17 protein-coding genes are annotated in these 18,218 nt (G+C 64.1%); 2 read left to right on the plus strand and 15 right to left on the minus strand.

Translation table 11 applies throughout. The annotated features are described in order from the left end of the window. Positions 1-52: 52 nt before the first annotated feature. The 15 genes from RRF64_RS07510 to RRF64_RS07580 all read right to left on the minus strand — a co-directional run bounded on the left by RRF64_RS07510 (position 53) and on the right by RRF64_RS07580 (position 16,829). Positions 53-535, minus strand: a complete 483-nt coding sequence (locus RRF64_RS07510) for a response regulator (protein ID WP_323845213.1) — start codon at positions 533-535, stop codon at positions 53-55. A 20-nt stretch (positions 536-555) separates the two neighbouring features. Next, on the minus strand, positions 556-3,198 hold the full coding sequence (locus tag RRF64_RS07515) for a LuxR C-terminal-related transcriptional regulator (RefSeq protein ID WP_323845214.1): 2,643 nt from the start codon (positions 3,196-3,198) through the stop codon (positions 556-558). 960 nt (positions 3,199-4,158) lie between these two features. Beyond that, the gene (gene lipA, locus RRF64_RS07520; RefSeq protein ID WP_323845215.1) at positions 4,159-5,172 is read right to left on the minus strand and encodes a lipoyl synthase; all 1,014 of its coding nucleotides are present in this window, start codon (positions 5,170-5,172) and stop codon (positions 4,159-4,161) included. Then, positions 5,165-5,893 (minus strand): lipoyl(octanoyl) transferase LipB, encoded by a 729-nt coding sequence (gene lipB / locus RRF64_RS07525; protein WP_323845216.1) that lies wholly within the window; start codon positions 5,891-5,893, stop codon positions 5,165-5,167. Before lipB ends, lipA begins: the two co-directional genes overlap by 8 nt. Then, positions 5,893-6,168: an HP0495 family protein gene (locus RRF64_RS07530; protein WP_323845217.1), complete on the minus strand. Its 276-nt coding sequence runs from the start codon at positions 6,166-6,168 to the stop codon at positions 5,893-5,895. Before RRF64_RS07530 ends, lipB begins: the two co-directional genes overlap by 1 nt. 227 nt (positions 6,169-6,395) lie before the next feature. Further along, positions 6,396-7,541, minus strand: a complete 1,146-nt coding sequence (locus RRF64_RS07535; protein WP_323845218.1) for a D-alanyl-D-alanine carboxypeptidase family protein — start codon at positions 7,539-7,541, stop codon at positions 6,396-6,398. Positions 7,542-7,654: 113 nt separating this feature from the next. After that, positions 7,655-8,497 (minus strand): septal ring lytic transglycosylase RlpA family protein, encoded by an 843-nt coding sequence (locus RRF64_RS07540; protein WP_323845605.1) that lies wholly within the window; start codon positions 8,495-8,497, stop codon positions 7,655-7,657. 186 nt (positions 8,498-8,683) lie between these two features. Next, complete coding sequence (gene mltB, locus RRF64_RS07545; protein ID WP_422732611.1) at positions 8,684-9,694, minus strand: lytic murein transglycosylase B; 1,011 nt, start codon at positions 9,692-9,694, stop codon at positions 8,684-8,686. A 38-nt stretch (positions 9,695-9,732) separates the two neighbouring features. Continuing rightward, positions 9,733-10,878: a rod shape-determining protein RodA gene (gene rodA, locus RRF64_RS07550; protein ID WP_323845220.1), complete on the minus strand. Its 1,146-nt coding sequence runs from the start codon at positions 10,876-10,878 to the stop codon at positions 9,733-9,735. Then, positions 10,871-12,763, minus strand: a complete 1,893-nt coding sequence (mrdA, locus tag RRF64_RS07555; protein WP_323845221.1) for a penicillin-binding protein 2 — start codon at positions 12,761-12,763, stop codon at positions 10,871-10,873. Before mrdA ends, rodA begins: the two co-directional genes overlap by 8 nt. 249 nt (positions 12,764-13,012) lie before the next feature. Then, positions 13,013-13,489 carry a 23S rRNA (pseudouridine(1915)-N(3))-methyltransferase RlmH gene (rlmH, locus tag RRF64_RS07560; protein WP_323845223.1) on the minus strand — a complete coding sequence of 159 codons (477 nt, stop codon included), beginning with the start codon at positions 13,487-13,489 and terminating at the stop codon, positions 13,013-13,015. 80 nt (positions 13,490-13,569) lie between these two features. Beyond that, on the minus strand, positions 13,570-13,932 hold the full coding sequence (rsfS, locus tag RRF64_RS07565) for a ribosome silencing factor (RefSeq protein WP_323845224.1): 363 nt from the start codon (positions 13,930-13,932) through the stop codon (positions 13,570-13,572). Positions 13,933-13,944: 12 nt separating this feature from the next. Beyond that, on the minus strand, positions 13,945-14,640 hold the full coding sequence (gene nadD, locus RRF64_RS07570) for a nicotinate-nucleotide adenylyltransferase (RefSeq protein ID WP_323845225.1): 696 nt from the start codon (positions 14,638-14,640) through the stop codon (positions 13,945-13,947). Positions 14,641-14,845: 205 nt separating this feature from the next. Further along, positions 14,846-16,135 (minus strand): glutamate-5-semialdehyde dehydrogenase, encoded by a 1,290-nt coding sequence (locus RRF64_RS07575; protein ID WP_323845226.1) that lies wholly within the window; start codon positions 16,133-16,135, stop codon positions 14,846-14,848. Positions 16,136-16,199: 64 nt separating this feature from the next. After that, positions 16,200-16,829 carry an LON peptidase substrate-binding domain-containing protein gene (locus RRF64_RS07580; RefSeq protein ID WP_323845227.1) on the minus strand — a complete coding sequence of 210 codons (630 nt, stop codon included), beginning with the start codon at positions 16,827-16,829 and terminating at the stop codon, positions 16,200-16,202. A gap of 81 nt (positions 16,830-16,910) precedes the next feature. Between RRF64_RS07580 and ypfJ the strand changes: the two genes are divergently transcribed. Both ypfJ and RRF64_RS07590 read left to right on the plus strand, forming a co-directional pair. Next, positions 16,911-17,831, plus strand: a complete 921-nt coding sequence (gene ypfJ, locus RRF64_RS07585) for a KPN_02809 family neutral zinc metallopeptidase (RefSeq protein WP_323845228.1) — start codon at positions 16,911-16,913, stop codon at positions 17,829-17,831. 62 nt (positions 17,832-17,893) lie between these two features. After that, on the plus strand, positions 17,894-18,175 hold the full coding sequence (locus tag RRF64_RS07590; protein ID WP_323845229.1) for a peptidylprolyl isomerase: 282 nt from the start codon (positions 17,894-17,896) through the stop codon (positions 18,173-18,175). Positions 18,176-18,218: the final 43 nt, after the last annotated feature.

Raw genomic sequence — 18,218 nt, forward strand, 5'->3', positions numbered from 1 at the left:
CCTGCCCCATTCCAGTATTCGCAGTGGTACAGCACGAACCCGGATGAGCTGCTCAGCTGAGTTTCGGAGAGGTGAGCAGCTCGCGCTCAGCGGCGCCGCGACCGTCTCCACAATGGCTCCACCGCCTGGTTCTACACGCTATCAGGTTGCGCACCTTCATCACCACTTCCTCGCCCCTCACTGACTTGGGCAGAACATCGACTGCGCCGGCACTATAGGCGGGCGCCCTCAATGGCTCCAAGTCGAAACCACTGAACATCAACACCGCCGGGCGGGTGTGGCACGAGTCCAACGCCCGCAGAAACGCCAAACCATCCATGCGGGGCATACGGTAGTCGAGCAGTATCACGTCGGGCGGATCGGCGAGGCAGTAGGCCAGGGCCTGCCCCGGATCCGCGAAGACGGCGACATTGCCCAGGTTCGCCCGCCGCAGCATGCCCCCGATGTGCGCGAGCACCACTGGGTTGTCATCCACGATGCAAATGACGTGCTGATCCGCAACATCCCCAGGACGATACGACAATATATTGGTCATCCTCTTGCCCGCCTGTTTATTCAGCCTTCAATTTCAATGATGCCAAGCATCTGGGCCCGCTCGACCAGATGCTTCCGCCGGCCCACCGCAAATTTTGTATACAGATTCTGCAGATGCCATTTGACCGTCTGATCGCTGCAGTCCAGTGCCAGCCCGATCTGCTTGTTCGTCAATCCTCGCGCCAGCAACAGCAGGATGTCGCCCTCTTTCGGGGTCAGCAAACTGCTGGGGGTAACGCGGATACGGGTCAGACTATTGCCCGCCATAAGCGGGGCCTGAGCGGGCTGAGCCCTCCGGAGGACCGGAAAACTGAACGCATCCGTCATCTCGTCGCGCAGCCGTTGGAGCCCCCGCGTATCCACCAGATGGTATGCCTCGGCCAAGGTCGCGGACTCGTCCTGCCCAAGCCGGCACAATGCCAGCGCCGTGAGCGCCTTAGCTCGCGCAACATCGCCGACACGGCCCAGCATCACTGCCAGCGCTTCGGCGATGCTCGCCTGGGCCTGCAGGTCGCGCCACTCCTTGCGCGCCAAGGAGGCGTGGGCGCGCGCCAGTGCCACCTGCAGCTCCAACAAGTGCGCCAATAGGCCGGACCGGTCCGCACGCGCCGCAACCGTCTCAATTTCTCTGATAAGCCTGCTACAGGCACTCTCATGTCCGAGCTGTGCCTGGAATTGCACGTGGTAGCGCAACGCGGTCAGCTCCAGCCGCGGCTGGCCCCGCATGCGGCCCAACTCGGCCAGCCGCCACAGCAAGCTCTCCGCGCGCAGGTGTTCGCCGCGTTCGCACGCCAACTGCGCCGCCGTGACGAAAGCGTTGACCGCTGTCATCGGGCCGCCGAGCTCGAACAGGTCGAGCCGGTCCGCGAGCAGCATCGCCACCTGATCTCCATCGTCCCCCTGCTCCCACAGCGCGGCCGCCAGCACACTGGCCAGCGCGGTGGCATGCTGGCTGCGCCGAGGCAAGGCCGTTTCGCATTCTTCCAGTGCCGCCCGGGCGTAGCGCGCCGCCTCGCGCGGACGGCCTTCCCACAGGTAAGTCCTCGCGTACATATGGTCGCAGATCCGCTGAATTGCCTCGCGCCCCGGGGTATGCGCTGGGGTACGAACCCGCTCCAATATAAGACGCGCCGCCTCCACACGCCCTTGGTGCAGGGCCAGATACGCCTGGGTCGCGGCCTCCGATGCGTGAACGCGGTCGGGAAGCGCCCCGGCGCCGGCCTCCGGCGCAGCAGCCGGGATATTCATCAGTTGCTCACATTCGTCGAGCCGATCCCGCACCGCAGCCACCGCGGCCAGGCTCGCACCTGCTTGCCGCCACGCCACGCTCCCCGGCTGCGAACGCTGGCGGATCGGCCCCACCCACGCCGGCACAAGATCCGCTTCCGTCGAATAGGCCAGCGTCAGGCACAGCGTCAGGCACAGCTGCTCATCCTGCCGCAAGCACTGATCGAGCAGTGCCCCGTCCCAAGCGCGCACCGCCGCGATGCTGCCTTGCGCAACGCTCGCATACAGCGCCTGCGAGAGGGTGCTTCGCAATAACTCCTCGCACCCTGCCTCCCGCGCGTGATGCGCGGCCTCTGCGTACTGGTGTGCCTGGGCGAACCACTGCGCGGCACTCGCGTGCAACGCCCGCCGCTGCATCGGCGCCAGGGACGCGAGGCGTTGCCGGAAAAAAGTGCGCACCAAGACATGCAGCCTGTACCAGCCATCCACTGGCGCGAGCGAGAGCACCGGCGTCGCCCCGCGCAGGACCTCCAGGCGCTCGGCCGCATCGGCCGAGCCGGTGATCACCCGGGCCAGGTCGGCGTGGATATCCCGCACGATGGCCAGCTTCGTTAGGAACGCATCCATCTCGGGACCCAAGCTGTCGATCAAGATGCGCTGGAAGTACTGCTCGAGCTCGCGGCCCACCTGCTCGCCTCGGCTTATGGCCTCGCTCCAACCCGGCGCCCGGTCGATGCCCGCGGCTGCCAGCGTCAGGCCCAGCGGCCAGCCCTCACTCATCGCATGCAGCCGCGCACAGGTATCGTCATCCAGGGCGTCACCATAACGGCCCCGCAGAAGCACCGCCGACTCTGTGGCAGTCAGTCTGAGCTCACATTCGTTGAGCAGAACGTAACCCCTGCCATCGCACAGTCCACCCAAGGTGGTGCGCGCGGGACGGCCAGCCACCACCACCCGCAGGTTGGCCGGCATCAGGTGCAGCAGGTAGGCCATCGGGCCATCAAGTACGGTCGCCGGCAACCGGTGGATATCGTCGAGCATCAGCGTCACCGGGCCACCGAGGCTGGCCACCCGGGCCAACCACGCGGTCATCGCCTGCGCGGGCGGTGCCTCCGGCGACCCTTTCGGGGGTCGCCGGCCACTCCCCGCGGCCAGCGCCGCGGCCAGTCCCTGCACGAATCCGGCTGCGCCCAGCTCGCCGTCAAGCGACAACCAGGCCACTACCTCGCCGGCGCTCAGGCAACTGCGCCGCCAGTGCGCCAGTAATGCCGTTTTTCCATAACCCGCCGGCGCGCGCACTTCCACCAAGGCGGCGCCGGCCCAGCGCGCTTGCGCCAGGTCCAGGCGCGCCCCCCCGACAAAGGCATCCGGCAGACGCGGCGGGGCCGTTCTGAGCAAAGCCTCGTCTGGCTGCATACTCTGCACTTCAACCTTCAACTGTTCCCCTCGTACGGTTGATGTTGATGTCGATCAACAACTGCGCCATCGAGCCCTCGTCGCATTTTCCAGCGCGCAGGTCCGGCCGCTTTGCGCCACTGTAGCGCCACTGGCCGTCCCGTCGCAGCCCGTCACCGCGTCGCGCGGATCGCCGCTAGCGCCGTGATGGCATCTGAATTGATCATGGGCGGGGCCATTAACGAGCCTGCCAGCCGCGCCGTAGCGCTGCTGACAGATGCCAAAGTTGGCGCCGTCCTGTCTTTTGTTACCCCAGGTCAACACCCAGCCTGCGCCCCCGAATTATTCTTGTGATGCAGAACACCTTGCACATATCGCGCCTGGCTCAGTGCGCCAATTATACCTCTGGCTTATGACAAAACCATGCACTGCAAGCTTTCAAACCACACATTATGGCTGGCTATTATGCTCCCCCCCAACTTTTTCCCGCCAACCCGCAACGGGTGGGGTGAGTATTTTGCCCAAGACTTCCCACGGCTCCGCGCCAATCGGAGCTGCGTGCGGCATCAAGCCTGCAATTTGGGGTGTACAGGCATCGCAGATGCCAAGGGAGTGGTGGTCGAGTTCGAACTGGCAAGAACAGAAACAATTACAAGTGGCCTGGATATAACCATCGTCAATAGGAGCGGGCGCCCCTGCCCGACATTGGCGATACAGCGCAAAAAAAACCGCGAGCTAGTCGCGGCAGAAACCCAAGATGGAATGTCTGAAATGAGGGAGCCGCTCTGAGAGTCAAGCAAGCTGTTAATGTTATTGGCTATTATGCAAAATTTCTCGACTGGCTCGCCCACCCTAGCAGGGTGGCTAGTGTAAATTTTGCAATACCCGCCCCAGTGCTTTGCCGCCACCGTACTTGCGGAGTGTGGAAGGATGGGTGTCAATGAGCGGAAAAGGCCGGTGCGAGACACCGGCCTTTTCTTTCACGAAGCTTCTATGCTGGGATCAGCCGACCTTCTCGCCGTGTGCCTGCTTGTCGGCATGATAGGAGGAGCGCACCAGCGGGCCACAGGCGGCGTGCTTGAAGCCGATCTGTTCGGCATAGCGGCGGTACTCCTCGAACTCGTCCGGGTGCACATAGCGCTGCACCGGCAGGTGCTGCTTGCTCGGCTGCAGGTACTGGCCGATGGTCAGCATGTCGATATCGTGGGCGCGCATGTCGTCCATTACCCGGAAGATCTCTTCCTTCTCCTCACCGAGCCCCACCATCAGGCCGGACTTGGTCAGCACGTCCGGGCGGCGCTTCTTGTATTCCTGCAACAGCTTCAGCGACCACTTGTAGTTGGCGCCGGGGCGGGACTCGCGGTAGAGGCGCGGCACCGTCTCCAGGTTGTGGTTGAACACGTCCGGGGCCTCGGCCTCGAGGATATCCAGCGCCACTTCCATGCGGCCGCGGAAGTCCGGGGTCAGAATCTCCACCTGCAGGTTCGGCGACAATTCGCGGGCGCGCTTGATACAGTCGGCGAAGTGCTGGGCGCCGCCGTCGCGCAGGTCGTCGCGGTCCACCGAAGTGATCACCACGTAGCGCAGACCCATCGCGGCGATGGCCTCCGCCAGGTGTTGCGGTTCTTCCGGATCCAGCGGATTCGGCTTGCCGTGGCCCACATCGCAGAAGGGGCAGCGGCGGGTGCAGATCTCGCCCATGATCATAAAAGTGGCGGTACCGCCGCTGAAGCACTCACCCAGGTTGGGACAGCTGGCCTCCTCGCACACGGTGGCGAGCTTCTGCGAGCGCAGGATGCTCTTGATGCGGTCCACCTCCTTGGAGGCGGGCACCTTCACGCGGATCCAGTCCGGCTTGCGCAGCACCTGGTCGCTGGCGATCACCTTCACCGGAATGCGCTCCACCTTGTCGCCGTCGCGCAGCTTCTCGCCCTGCTGCAGGCGGCGGGTGCGTTTAACCGGTACCAGATCGGGCCCGTCCAGATTGAGACTGTCCAGTTTGGTGTCGTCAGCCATTGGTTGTTTCCTGTTCCTCTTTGCCCTGCACAGGGGCGCGCAAGCGCGCAAATTCATTTTCGTCCAGCGGCTGCCACTCCGCCTCGGGCAGCGCCAGCGTGCGCAGCAATTCGCGCACGAAGATTTCCGCCACCTGATGCCAGCCCGGAACCGGCTCTATCAGTTCCGCCATCTGCACCATCTGCATACCGGCGTAGCCGCAGGGATTGATGCGCAGGAAGGGCGCCAGGTCCATGTCGATATTGATCGCTATGCCGTGAAAGCTGCAGCCGCGGCGCACGCGCAGGCCGATAGAGGCGATCTTGTTGCCGGCGCGGGGGCCTTCCGTCAGGTAGACGCCCGGGGCATCGGCGCGGGGGGCGGCGCTGATACCGAATTCCTTCAGCATCGCCGCGGTAGCGGTTTCCAGTGCCGTGACCAGGTCGCGGACGCCCACTCTGGCGCGGCGCAGGTCCAGCAGCGGGTAGACCACCAATTGGCCCGGGCCGTGGTAGGTAACCTGGCCGCCGCGGTCGACCTGCACCACCGGGATGTCACCGGTGTTCAGCAGATGCTCCGCCCTGCCCGCCTGTCCCTGAGTGAACACCGGCTCGTGCTCGACACACCAGATCTGGTCTTCACTGAGTTCATCGCGCCGATCGGTGTAGTGGGACATGGCCCGCCACACGGATTCGTAGTCCCGCCGGCCGAGGTTGCAGACCTTTGTCTTGTCCTGCGTCATCACAGCACCATATGCACCGACGGGTGCGCTTTGAGTTCATCGAACAGCGCCTGTAGCTGTTCCTCGCCGGTGGCGACGATATAGAAAGTCATGGAGGTGAAGTTGCCGCTCTTGCTGTCGCGCAGGGTGATGCGCTCTTCGTCGAGTCCCGGCGCGTGCCTGCGCATGACTTCCAGCACGAACTCGTGTGTCTGGTCATCGGCGTCGCGGACGACCTTGACCATATAGTCTTCGCACGGGAACTCGATTTTCGGGGGCTGGGGATCTCGACTCATACCACTCTCCAGGGCCGCGCGGAAAGACATGGTGACAGCGGGGGCGCGGCCGGGCGGCGATTATACAGTGGTGAGTGATTAGTGGACAGGGAGGAAGGTGTGCAGGGCGAACCTGGTGTTCGCCCGGCGGGCCTGCGGCCCGTTGCCGAGCTGGAGCTCGGCGTTCCCAGGGGCTGGCGCTCTCCCCTCGGCCCCTCCCCCATAAATGGGAGAGGGGCGCAGGGAAATCAGCTGAAGAAGCCCATGACGAAGCGCTTGATGGCATCCCAGAGGCGTTTGAAGAAGCCGGCCTCCTCCACATCCTCGGCGACAACGGCCTTGACCTCCGCGACCGTCTCTCCGTCCAGAGTCACCACGACTTTGCCCACCGGCTGCCCTTTCTCCAGTGGTGCTTCCAGTTCGCCGTCGATGATCAGGTCGGCCTTGATACTCTCCTCGCCACCGCGGGGTATGGTAACGAATACGTCTTTTTCTACGGCGATGCCCACTTCAGGCTGTTTGCCGCCCCAGACGCGTTCGGTCTGCAGCACATCGTCCTTGCCGTAAACCTTGTGGGTCTGGAAGTAGCGGAAACCGTAGGCGAGCAGCTTCTGGGTCTCGGCGGCGCGCTTCTCGTCGCTGTCGGTCCCGAGGACCACCGCGATCAGGCGCATACCGCGCTTCACCGCGGACGCCACCAGACAGTAGCCGGCCTCCTCGGTATGACCGGTCTTGATGCCGTCCACCGCCGGATCGCGCCACAGCAGGCGGTTGCGGTTCGGCTGGTTGATACCGGCCCAGTTGAAGTACTTCTCCGAGTAGATGTCGTAGTGCTGCGGGTGGTCGGCGATCAGCGCGCGGGCCAGGGTGCCCAGATCGCGGGCAGTGGTCAGATGCCCATCCGCCGGCCAGCCGGTGGCATTGACGAAATGAGTGTCGCGCATGCCCAGCAGTTCCGCCTGCTGGTTCATGACCTCAGCGAACACCTCCTCGCTGCCGGATACATGCTCCGCCAGGGCGATGCTGGCGTCGTTGCCGGACTGGATGATCACACCGCGCAGCAGGTCGATGACGGGCACCGTGTTGCCCACCTTGACGAACATCTTCGAGCCGCCCATGCGCCAGGCCTTCTCGGAAATGCGCACCATGTCCTGTTCCTTGATGGTGCCCTTCTCTATTTCCTCGGAAACGATATAGGCGGTCATCATCTTGGTGAGGCTGGCCGGGGGTACCTGCTTGTCCGCATTGTGCTCCACCAGTACCTGGCCGGTATGTGCGTCGAGCAACAGGTAGGCCGTCGCGGCCAGTTGCGGCGGTGCGGGAATCAGCGATTGGGCCTGGGCCAGGCCGGCACAAAGTGACAGGAAAGCGCAGGCAATTATCCGTTTGATCATATTTATGTGTCTCATTATTCCTCGTGTTCGTTGATTTCCAATCATTTGAGCCTTTACCGACCCCCCTTGTCCCGTGGACGACCTTCGTCTGTGCAAACGGCCCTCCTGGCCGTTTAGTCATAGACGACCTGGGGTTGTCCCAGGCGGTTCTCCTCTACGGTTTCACGTGCAGCAACCAGGGCGCGCTGCTGGCCTATAGGCCCTATGCGCACGCGGTACAGCCTCTGGCCGCCGCTCTCAGTGGGACTGACCGATACAGGATAGTCGACCACGGCGGACACCTGCGCGCGCACATTGTTGGCCTGGCCGGCGTTGCTGTAGGCGCCAACCTGCAAATAGGTGTTGGCGGGCAGTTTGAAACTCGCATCCTGGGCCAGACTCTCGCGCGCGGCAACATCCTTTTCCATCGCCAGGGTCTGGCCCGCGGTTGGAAGTGTCGCTGGATCCAGTGCTTCCACTTCCACCCGCGCCACGCCCTTGTTCACGTAGCCCAGTTTCTGCGCCGCGGTGTAGCTCAGGTCGATGATGCGCCCGGGCACGAACGGACCGCGGTCGTTGACGCGCACGATAATGCTGCGGCCGTTCTCCAGGTTGGTCACCTTGGCGTAGCTGGGCAGCGGCAGCGTCTTGTGCGCGGCGGACATGGCGTACATATTGTAGACCTCGCCATTTGCTGTGCGGCGACCGTGAAACTTGGTGCCATACCAGGAGGCGTGGCCGCGCTCCTTGTAGCCTTTGACGTCGTTGCGCACCTTGTAGGTGACGCCGTTGACTTTGTAGGGGGATTTATTGCCGGCCGGGCCGATGGGCTCGCGCACCGGTGTCGGCTCAGGCGTCGCCAGCATGTCCACCGGGGTCGGCGGGCCGCTGTCCTTGATGGTATCCACGCTGGTGTTCCTGGCGGGTTTGGTCGGCTGCCCGCTACAGGCCGCCAGTAGGAGAGCGGCCAATACCACTCCCAGTCGCACTTTGCACTGAAACATGATTCCCCCCGGCGTGCGGCGCAAAACTGCCGCCCCCAAAGCCGTTGTTATTTGAAGCCGTCTATTTAATTTGAAATCGTTGGATTATCGACAACGATATAGGTTCCGCAAATTTACGGAACCCCTCTGATCTTTATTCTTAACTCTAAAACGGTCGATTCAAGAGCGACCGCCGCGCGCCTTGACGATCTCCTGCGCCAGGTCGTAGGCCGCCATGGCGTAGAGGCGACTGCGATTGTAGCGGGTGATCGTGGAAAAATTGTTGAGCCCTATCCAGTACTGCTTGCCGTTTTCGGTCTCCAGCGAAAACACGCTGGCGGGCATGTCCGGTTCCACCTGAGCGGTGGTGGGGAAGCCCTTTTCCGCCAGCTCGCCGACCGTCCAGTTCGTATCCAGGGAGTCGTTGACGATGGTCATGTCCGCATTGGGACGCGGGTTGGCGAGCACTACGACAGGCTCCAGCGGTAACCAGCCGTGGCGGGCAAAATAGTTGGCGACGCTGCCGATGGCGTCCTCGGTATCGGTCCAGATATCCACATGGCCATCGCTGTTGAAATCAACGGCGTAAGCGCGGTAGCTGGACGGCATGAACTGGCCGAAGCCCATGGCACCGGCGTAAGAGCCCTTGAGTCCGGTGGGATCCATGCCCTGGTCGCGGGTGAGCAATAGGAAGTTTTCCAGTTCCTTGGTAAAGAAAGCGGAGCGGCGCGGATAATTGAAGGCCAGAGTGGCGAGCGCATCCAGCACCCGGTAGCCGCCCATGTTGCCGCCGTAGCGGGTTTCGATGCCGATAATGGCGACGATCATCTCCGCCGGCACACCGTATTTTTTCTCGGCTTCCGCCAGTGCCTTGGCGTTCTTGTCCCAGAAATCGACACCGCCGGCGATGCTCTGCGGGGTCAGGAAAATCTTGCGGTATTCATACCAGGGCTTGGCTTTCTCCGCCGGCCGTTTGATCGCCTTGAGAATGGACTCCTTCAGCTTGGCCTCGCGCATCAGGGCAAGGAGTTCTTCGCGGTCGAAGTCATGCTTTTCCACCATGTACTCGACAAACGCCTGCGCATTGACGTTGTCGCCGTGGCCGGGCTCCTGGGCGCAGGCGGCGAGCATCAGCCCCATACCTGCGAATAATCCTGTCGTCCACTTCAAAACAACCGCTCCTGTTCTCATAGTGCGTCTCTACATCCAAGTTTTTATTCTGGCAGGTGCTAGAAAGACACCCGGCGCTGCTCTGTTCCTATCGCCATCAGGATGCCAAACCCGGCCATCAGCGTGATGAGCGAGGTTCCGCCATAGCTCACCATCGGCAGCGGCACCCCCACCACCGGCAGCAGTCCGGTGACCATACCGATATTCACAAACACATAGACAAAGAAAGTGAGGGTAATACTCCCCGCCAACAGCCGTCCGAACACATGCTGTGCGATAAAACTAATATAGATCCCGCGCGCAATGATCAATATATACAACAGCAACAGTATCAGGGCACCGCGCATGCCCCACTCTTCCGACAGCACGGCGATGATAAAGTCCGTGTGACTCTCGGGCAAAAAGTCCAGCTGCGACTGGGTACCCTGCATATAGCCCTTGCCGTAGACGCCGCCGGAACCGATGGCGGCCTTGGACTGAAAAATATTCCAGCCGGCGCCGAGGCGGTCCGCGTCGGGATCCAGCAGCGTGAGGATGCGCTGGCGCTGGTAGTCCCGCAGCCCCCACTGCCAGATGGGCCAGGCAGCCGCCACCAGTGCCATCAGCGCCGCGCCGATCATCTTCCAGCTGAGGCCGGCGAGATAGAGTGCGAACAGCCCCGAGGCGGCGATCAGGATGGAGGTGCCGAGATCCGGCTGCCGCACAATCAGTGCAGCCGGCACGGCGACGATGGCCAGTGCCCCCACGACTGTGAAGAAAGACGGCGGCAATGTGCGCCTGTGCAGGTAGGCGGCCACCGACATGGGCACCGCCAGCTTCATTGCCTCCGACGGCTGGAAGCGGAACCCGCCCACTTCCAGCCAGCGCTGGGCCCCTTTGGCGCCGACGCCGACGAACAGCACCGCCACCAGCAGGCCGCAGCCGCCCACGTAGGCCCAGGGCGACCAGCGCCGGTACACGTCCAACGGTATCTGCGCGACTACAAACATGCCGACAAACGCCATCACCATGAACACGGCCTGGCGCTTCACATAGTGCACGTCACCGCCGGCGGCACTGTAGAGCACCCCCAGGCCCACCGCCGCCAGCACCAGCAACAGCATCAGCAGCGGTACATCGATATGCCAGCGGCGCGACAGGCTCACCGGGCGGCTGAGGCTGCTGTGGGAATCCGGCAGCCGGTGCATATAGTCGCGACTAGCCATGCCCTGCCCCCTCGTTGATATCGGTATTGGAATTGTCGGCCGCCTGCACCGGCGGTCGCGACATCCAGTCGTAAAACACTTCACGCGCCACGGGCGCCGCCACCTTGCCGCCGCCCTCGCCGTTCTCAACCAGCACCGCCACCGCGATCTGCGGATCGTCCACCGGCGCGAAGGCGACGAACAGCGCGTGGTCGCGGTGGCGCTCCTTCAGCGCCTCCGAATCGTACTGCTCACCCTGGGCGATACCAACTACCTGGGCGGTACCCGATTTACCCGCGACGCGGAAATCCAGTCCGGCGCCGGCCTTCTTACCGGTGCCGTTAGTGCGGTAGACCACCGCCTCCATGCCCTCGGACACCAGGTCCCAGTGCTCGGGCCTGGCCTCCACGTGATGCAATACGTCCGGCGGCTGTTCCACGCCGTCCACCGACTTCACCACTTGCGGTCGGTAGTGGGTGCCGCGATTGGCGATGGTGGCGGTCATCACCGCCAGCTGCAGCGGCGTCGCCAGTACGAAGCCCTGCCCCAGTACCGCGTTCAGACTGTCCCCGGGAAACCAGGGCATGCCCCTGGCGCCGCGTTTCCAGTCGCGGGACGGGAACAGGCCGGGGCGCTCCACTGGCAGGTCGATGCCGGTCTTGGCCCCGAGGCCGAATCGGGTGGCGATATCGTGCATGCCGTCGATATTCCAGCGCGCCGCCATGTCGTAGAAGTAGACGTCGCAGCTCTCCGCCAGCGCCTGGATCAGGTCCACATGTTTGCCGTGGCCCCAGCGTTTCCAGTCCCGGTACTGGCGCGTATCGTTGGGCAGGCGGTAGAAACCCGGGTCCTGGATCTTGGTCTCTGCGTCGATGACGCCGTCGGCGAGGCCGCCCAGGCCCATCATCGGTTTCAGGGTCGAGCCGGGCGGGTACTGCCCCTGCAGGGCGCGGTTGAACAGCGGCACATCGAGGGAGTCGCTCAGTGCGCGGTAATCGCCGAAGCTGATCCCGGTCACGAACAGATTCGGATCGAAGGACGGTTTGCTGACAAAGGCGAGCACGCCGCCGGTCTTCACGTCTATGGCCACCACGGCGCCGCGCCGGTCACCCAGGGCCGCATCGGCGGCCCGCTGCAGGCGCGCGTCCAGATGCAGGGTCAGTTCCGCACCGGGCTTGGGATCGTGGCGCTCGAGCACGCGCAGCACGCGGCCGCGGGCGTTGGTCTCGACATTCTCGTAGCCGACCTCGCCCAGCAGCAGATCTTCGTAGGAGCGTTCCAGCCCGACCTTGCCGATGCTCGCGGTACCGCGGTAGCGGCGCACGTCTTCCTCGGTGAAGGCGGTCAGCTCGCGTTCACTGATGCGGCCCACATAGCCGACGCTGTGGGCAAAGAGATCGGTGAGCGGGTAGTAACGCACCAGTTCCGCCTCGACCGATACACCGGGCAGGCGGAATTCGTTCACACTGATGCGGGCGATCTCCTCCTCGGTGAGGCGGAAGCGCAGCGGTATCGGCTCGAAGGGGCGCCGGCGCTCCATGCGCTGGTGAAACTTCTCCACATCACCGTCGTCGAGGCGCACCAGATGGCCGATCAGCTCGAGCGTGGCGTCCAGGTCCCGGACCCGCTCGCGCACGATCGACAGGTTGTAGCTCGGGCGGTTGTCCGCCAGCAGAGTGCCGCTGCGGTCGTAGATCAGGCCGCGCGTCGGCGCGACCGGGCGCACCTGGATACGGTTTTCATCGGACTGGGTGCGGTAGTCGTCGTAATTGACCACCTGCAGGTTGTAGAAGCGCGCCACCAGCACCCCCAGCAGCAGCGCGACCCCGGCGAGCGCCACCAGCATGCGGTTGCGAAACAGCCGCTGCTCGGTGTGGGGGTCTTTTAGGTGCAGGTCGTAGGGCATGGGGCGGTTGTGGGACTGGCGCGCAAATAATTGACTACGGAGTGTACAGGTTTAATGCGGAATGATGAATGCGGAATGCGGAATACGCGAGCTGGTTTTGTGATGAAGTTGCCGCCGATAGGCGCGAATTCACCTCAGTGGCGCCCCGGACAATGATCGCGGCCGCCGGCCGCTCCTACGGCTGGCGGCCGCATTCCGCATTCCGCATTCCGCATTCCGCATTCCGCATTCCGCATTCCGCATTCCGCATTATTTATGGTACGGGTGCCCGGCCAGCAGCGTCCAGGCGCGGTATATCTGTTCCGCCAGCACCACCCGCACCAGCGGATGCGGCAGGGTCAGCGGCGACAGGGACCAGCGCTGCCGGGCGCGCGCCAGACAGTCGGCAGACAGACCGTCCGGTCCACCGATCAGCAGGCTGACGCTCTCGCCCTGCATCTGCCAACCCTGCAGCTGTTGCGACAACTGCTCGGTGCTCCAGGGCTTGCCCTTCACATCCAGCGCAACCACGTGGTCCCGCGGCCCGAGGGCCGCCAGTATCGCCTCGCCCTCTTTCTGGCGCGCCCTGTCGACCAGCGCCGGCGAACTCTTCTGGCCGCGCTGGCCGAGGGGGATTTCCACCATCTCCAGCGCCAGCTCCCGCGGCAGCCGTTTGGCGTACTCGGCGTAGCCTTCCTGGACCCAGGCCGGCATCTTGCCGCCGGCGGCGATAATTCGGATCTTCATAGCAGCTGAAAAACTGTGGTCAGTGGCTGGTGGTCAGTGACGGGTAAATTTCTGAACACTCACCACCAGTCACCGGCCACTCAGTCCCGGTGCGGATCGCTGCCGTCACCGCCGTCGCGGGTGTTCGGCGTCATGGACCAGAGCTTCTCCAGGTCGTAGAAACTGCGCACCTCCGCCAGCATCACGTGTACGACGAGATCGCCGTAGTCCACCAGCACCCAGTCGCCCTGCCCCATGCCCTCCACGCCGATAGGTCGCACACCGGCCTTCTTGCCCTCTTCCACCACATTGTCGGCCAGGGATTTGACCTGACGGCTGGAAGTGCCGGTGCAGATCACCAGGTTGTCCATCACGTCGGAGAGTTCGGAGACGTCCAGGGACACGATGTCCTTGCCCTTGAGATCCTCCAGTGCCGCGAGGGCGATATCTTTGATATTCGTCATAACACCTTTTAACTAGTCGTCACTCGATTCGTCGCCCGCCGCGACTTGTCGATACAGTTGGTTGTCTTCAATATATTGCAGCACCGCCGCCGGCAGCAGAAAGCGCGGGGACTGGCCGCTGCCGATCAGGTGGCGGATATGGGTGGCGGAGATCGGCAGCAGTGTCTGCTCCCGCACCACCAGGCGCCCGCGGGACTCGGCGTGTATATCCGCCTTCTTGCCGCCGTGCCGCGCCAGTATGTCCGCCACTTCCCCGTGCGCGCCGCCGGAATCCCGCTGCGGCAGCTTCCAGCCCGGGCGGGTCACCACCACCAGGTGGGCCAGTTGCAACAGCCGCTCCCAGCGGTGCCAGCTGGGCAGGGTCAGCAGCGAATCCAGGCCCATGCAGAAGCTGATGGAGACTTCATCCCCCAGTTCACCGCGCAGCGCTTCCAGCGTGTCCACCGTAAAGGTGGGGCCCGGCCGGTCGAGCTCGCGCTCGTCCAGCTGCAGCTCGTTGCAGCCCTCCAGCGCCAGCGCCAGCATCTGACGCCGGTGCTCCGCGGATACGCCCGGCGTCTGCCGGTGGTGCGGCTGGTGACTGGGCACCAGCCGCATCTCGTCGAAGCCCAGCGCCTGGCGCAGCTCCAGCGCCATGCGCAGGTGGCCGAAATGCACCGGGTCGAAGGTGCCGCCGAACAGCGCGATGGTGTGCAATTCTTTGTTCATCACGGAGATTCCCTGGCCTCAACCAGGCCCCGCACCGGGAGGGAGAGGCCTTTCCGGGACACGCTGTGAATACATCCCTGTACGCTCGGCGTCGGCATCCATGCCTCCGACGGTCCCGGAAAGGCCTCTCCCTCCCGGCGCTTCCCGGTAACCCTCAAACCAGTGGCTCCTTTCACCTACTGCTGGCACCGTTTGCTGGCGCCTTTTATTGGCGAACGTGCCCGTCGCCCAGCACTATCCACTTCTGCGAAGTGAGCCCTTCCAGGCCCACCGGGCCGCGGGCGTGGATCTTGTCGGTGCTGATACCGATCTCCGCGCCGAGGCCGTACTCGAAGCCGTCCGCGAAGCGGGTGGAGGCGTTCACCATCACCGAACTGGAATCCACTTCGGCGAGGAAGCGCCGCGCGCGGCCGTAGTCCTCGGTGACGATGGACTCGGTGTGACCGGAGCCGTACTGCGCAATATGGTCCATGGCGGCGTCCATATCCGCCACTACGCGGATCGACAGTACCGGCGCCAGGTACTCCTCGCTCCAGTCGCCTTCGCTGGCCGCATTGCACTCAGGCAGTATCGCCCGGGTCCGCTCGCAGCCGCGCAGTTCGACCCCCTTCTCCCGGTAGGCCGCCGCCAGGCGCGGCAGTATTTCCGCCGCCATATCCTCGGCGACCAGCAGGCTCTCCATCGCGTTGCAGACCCCGTAGCGGTGGGTCTTGGCGTTCAGCGCGATGGCGAACGCCTTGTCCGCATCGGCGCGGTCGTCGATGTAGACGTGGCAGACGCCGTGCAGGTGCTTGATCACCGGCACCCGCGCCTCGCGGCTGACACGCTCAATCAGGCCGGTGCCGCCGCGGGGGACGATGACATCGACGTACTGCGGCATGCTGATCAGGGCGCCCACAGCTTCGCGGTCGGCGGTGTCCACCACCTGCACCGCGGTCTCCGGCAGGCCCGCGTCTTTCAGGCCGGCGGCGATGCAGGCGGCGATGGCGCCGTTGGAGTGCAGCGCCTCGCTGCCGCCGCGCAGGATGGTCGCATTGCCGGACTTCAGGCACAGGCTGGCGGCGTCGATGGTCACGTTGGGACGGGATTCATAGATGATCCCCACTACCCCCAGGGGCACGCGCATGCGGCCCACCTGAATCCCGCTGGGGCGGTATTTCAGGTCTTTTATTTCACCCACCGGATCCGCCAACTCGGCAATCTGGTGCAGTCCTTCGATCATCGCGTCTATACGCGCGTCGGTCAGTTCCAGGCGGTCGAGCAGTGCGGCGTCCAGGCCGCCGTCGCGCCCGGCCTGCATATCCCGCGCATTGGCCTCGGCCACCAGGACGCGCTGTCGGTCCAGCGCCGCGGCCACTGCCCTGAGGGCGCGGTTCTTGGTGGCGGTGTCGGCACGGGCCATCAGTCGCGCCGCGGCGCGCGCGGCGCGCCCCATCTCCTCGAGCCGGGCTCGGGTCGACTGCTGATCGGCGGTTTCGGCGGCGGGACTATTCACTGCAGCTCTCCATGCGACATTCGATCGGCCGCGCAGTATACGCCAAATTCACTGCGACGGACGCTTACTCCCTGGCCCACCGGTCCAGGTTGGCGGCAATGTCGGCGAGACGTACCAGCGGATCCTCGATGGCGAGCAGCTCCACGCGCACCTTGTCATCCAGCGGCAGCAACTGCGCCAGCTGCCAGGACAGCGCACCGGCGGATTCCACCGGTTCAAACTTGAGCGACAGCATCGCGGCGTGCGCCTTCAGCTCATCCAGTACCGCCAGCAGGCCGTCGCAGTCGGCGGGAATCGGTTGCGGCTGCTCCTCCGGCAGCCACTCGACTTCGCCGAGCAGCAGGTCGTCCTCGGCGCGGCTGGTACTGACAATGCGGAAGCGGCGCTGTCCGCTGACCAGCACGTGCAGCAGACCCTCTTCCCCCTGGCTCCAGTCGACAATCTTCACGTAGACCCCAAGTGGCCACACCGAGGCGCGCCCCACCTCGCCCCCCGAACGGATCAGCACCACGCCGAAGCCGGCGTCCGCTTTCAGGGTTTCACTGACAAGATGCAGATAGCGCTGCTCGAAGATGCGCAGTGGCAGGGTCACGCCGGGATACAGCGGCACCCGCAACGGAAACAGGGGAATCTGTGGCAAAGCATGCCCTCGATAGCAGTCGTTCAGGGGTTTCTTAAAGATACCATCTGCCACGCAGGCTCCGAGCGCTGACAAAAAAGAATTTTATGCCAGTTGGTCTAGACTCATTAGAAACACAGCCTCGGAGATCTCCCGATGCGTTGGCGCAAGGGTCGCAGGAGCAGCAATATTGAGGATCGCCGCGGAGAGCCATCTCCCGGCATGGGCGGCGGTATGGGCGGGCTCGGCAACCTGCTGGCGCTGGCGCCACTGCTGCTGCGCAGCAAGACAGGGTGGCTGATTCTGGCGGCCCTCGCGGCATTCTATTTCTTCGGCGGCGACCGCCTGTTCCAGGGCGCCCCGCGGGAGACACAACCCCCGGCGCTGGGGCCGGAGCAACAGGGGCAGCCGGGCGCACAGAAGGCTCCCGGCGATGAAGTCGCCGACTTCGTCTCGGTGGTGCTGGCGGACACCGAGGACACCTGGGGCAAGCTGTTCCAGACCGCCGGCTCCCAGTACGTACCGCCCAAGCTGGTGCTCTACGACGATATGGTGCGCTCCGCCTGCGGCCTCAACACCGCCGCTGTAGGCCCCTTCTACTGCCCGATGGACAACAAGGTGTACCTGGACCTCAGCTTCCTCGGCGACCTCAGGCAACTCGGCGCACCGGGTGATTTCGCCTTCGCCTATGTGATCGCGCACGAGGTGGGGCACCATGTGCAGAACCTGCTCGGCACCTCGCAGAAAGTACAGCAGGCGCGCATGCAGTCCGACCAGGCCACCGCCAACCGCCTGTCGGTCATGCTGGAACTGCAGGCGGACTGTTTCGCCGGCGTCTGGGCCTTCTATGCCCACCGCGACCGGCAGATGCTGGAACCCGGCGATCTGGAGGAAGGGCTGTCCGCCGCCGCCGCGGTGGGCGACGACCGCCTGCAGAGCCGCGCCGGGCGGGCGGTGTCCCCCGACTCCTTCACTCACGGCAGCGCCGAGCAGCGCGCCTATTGGTTCAACCGCGGCTTTACCACCGGCGACGTCAATCAGTGCAACACCTTTGCCGCGCTTTCCGGGCGGCAGTGAGTGGCGGCTAGCGCCCGCGCGCACTAAGCTCCTCGCGTAAATTCAGTTTATGGAGAATCCCCATGCCCAAAGCCACAGCGCGCCACATACTGGTCGAAAGCGAAGAGAAGTGCCTGGATCTGAAAAAACAACTGGACAGTGGCGCAGACTTCGGTGTCCTCGCCCAGGAGCACTCCAAGTGCCCGTCCGGCCGCTCCGGCGGTGACCTGGGGGAGTTCAGGCAGGGCCAGATGGTGCCTGAATTCGACAAGGTGGTGTTTTCCGGCGAACTGAACAAGGTGCACGGCCCGATCAAGACCCAGTTCGGCTATCACCTGCTGGAAATCACCAGCCGCTCCGACTGATCCCGTTTCAGCCGCCGCAAGCAATAAAAAAGCCGGGAATTTC

It is taken from the genome of Microbulbifer magnicolonia, assembly GCF_035117725.1.
Classification (GTDB): Bacteria; Pseudomonadota; Gammaproteobacteria; order Pseudomonadales; family Cellvibrionaceae; genus Microbulbifer; species Microbulbifer magnicolonia.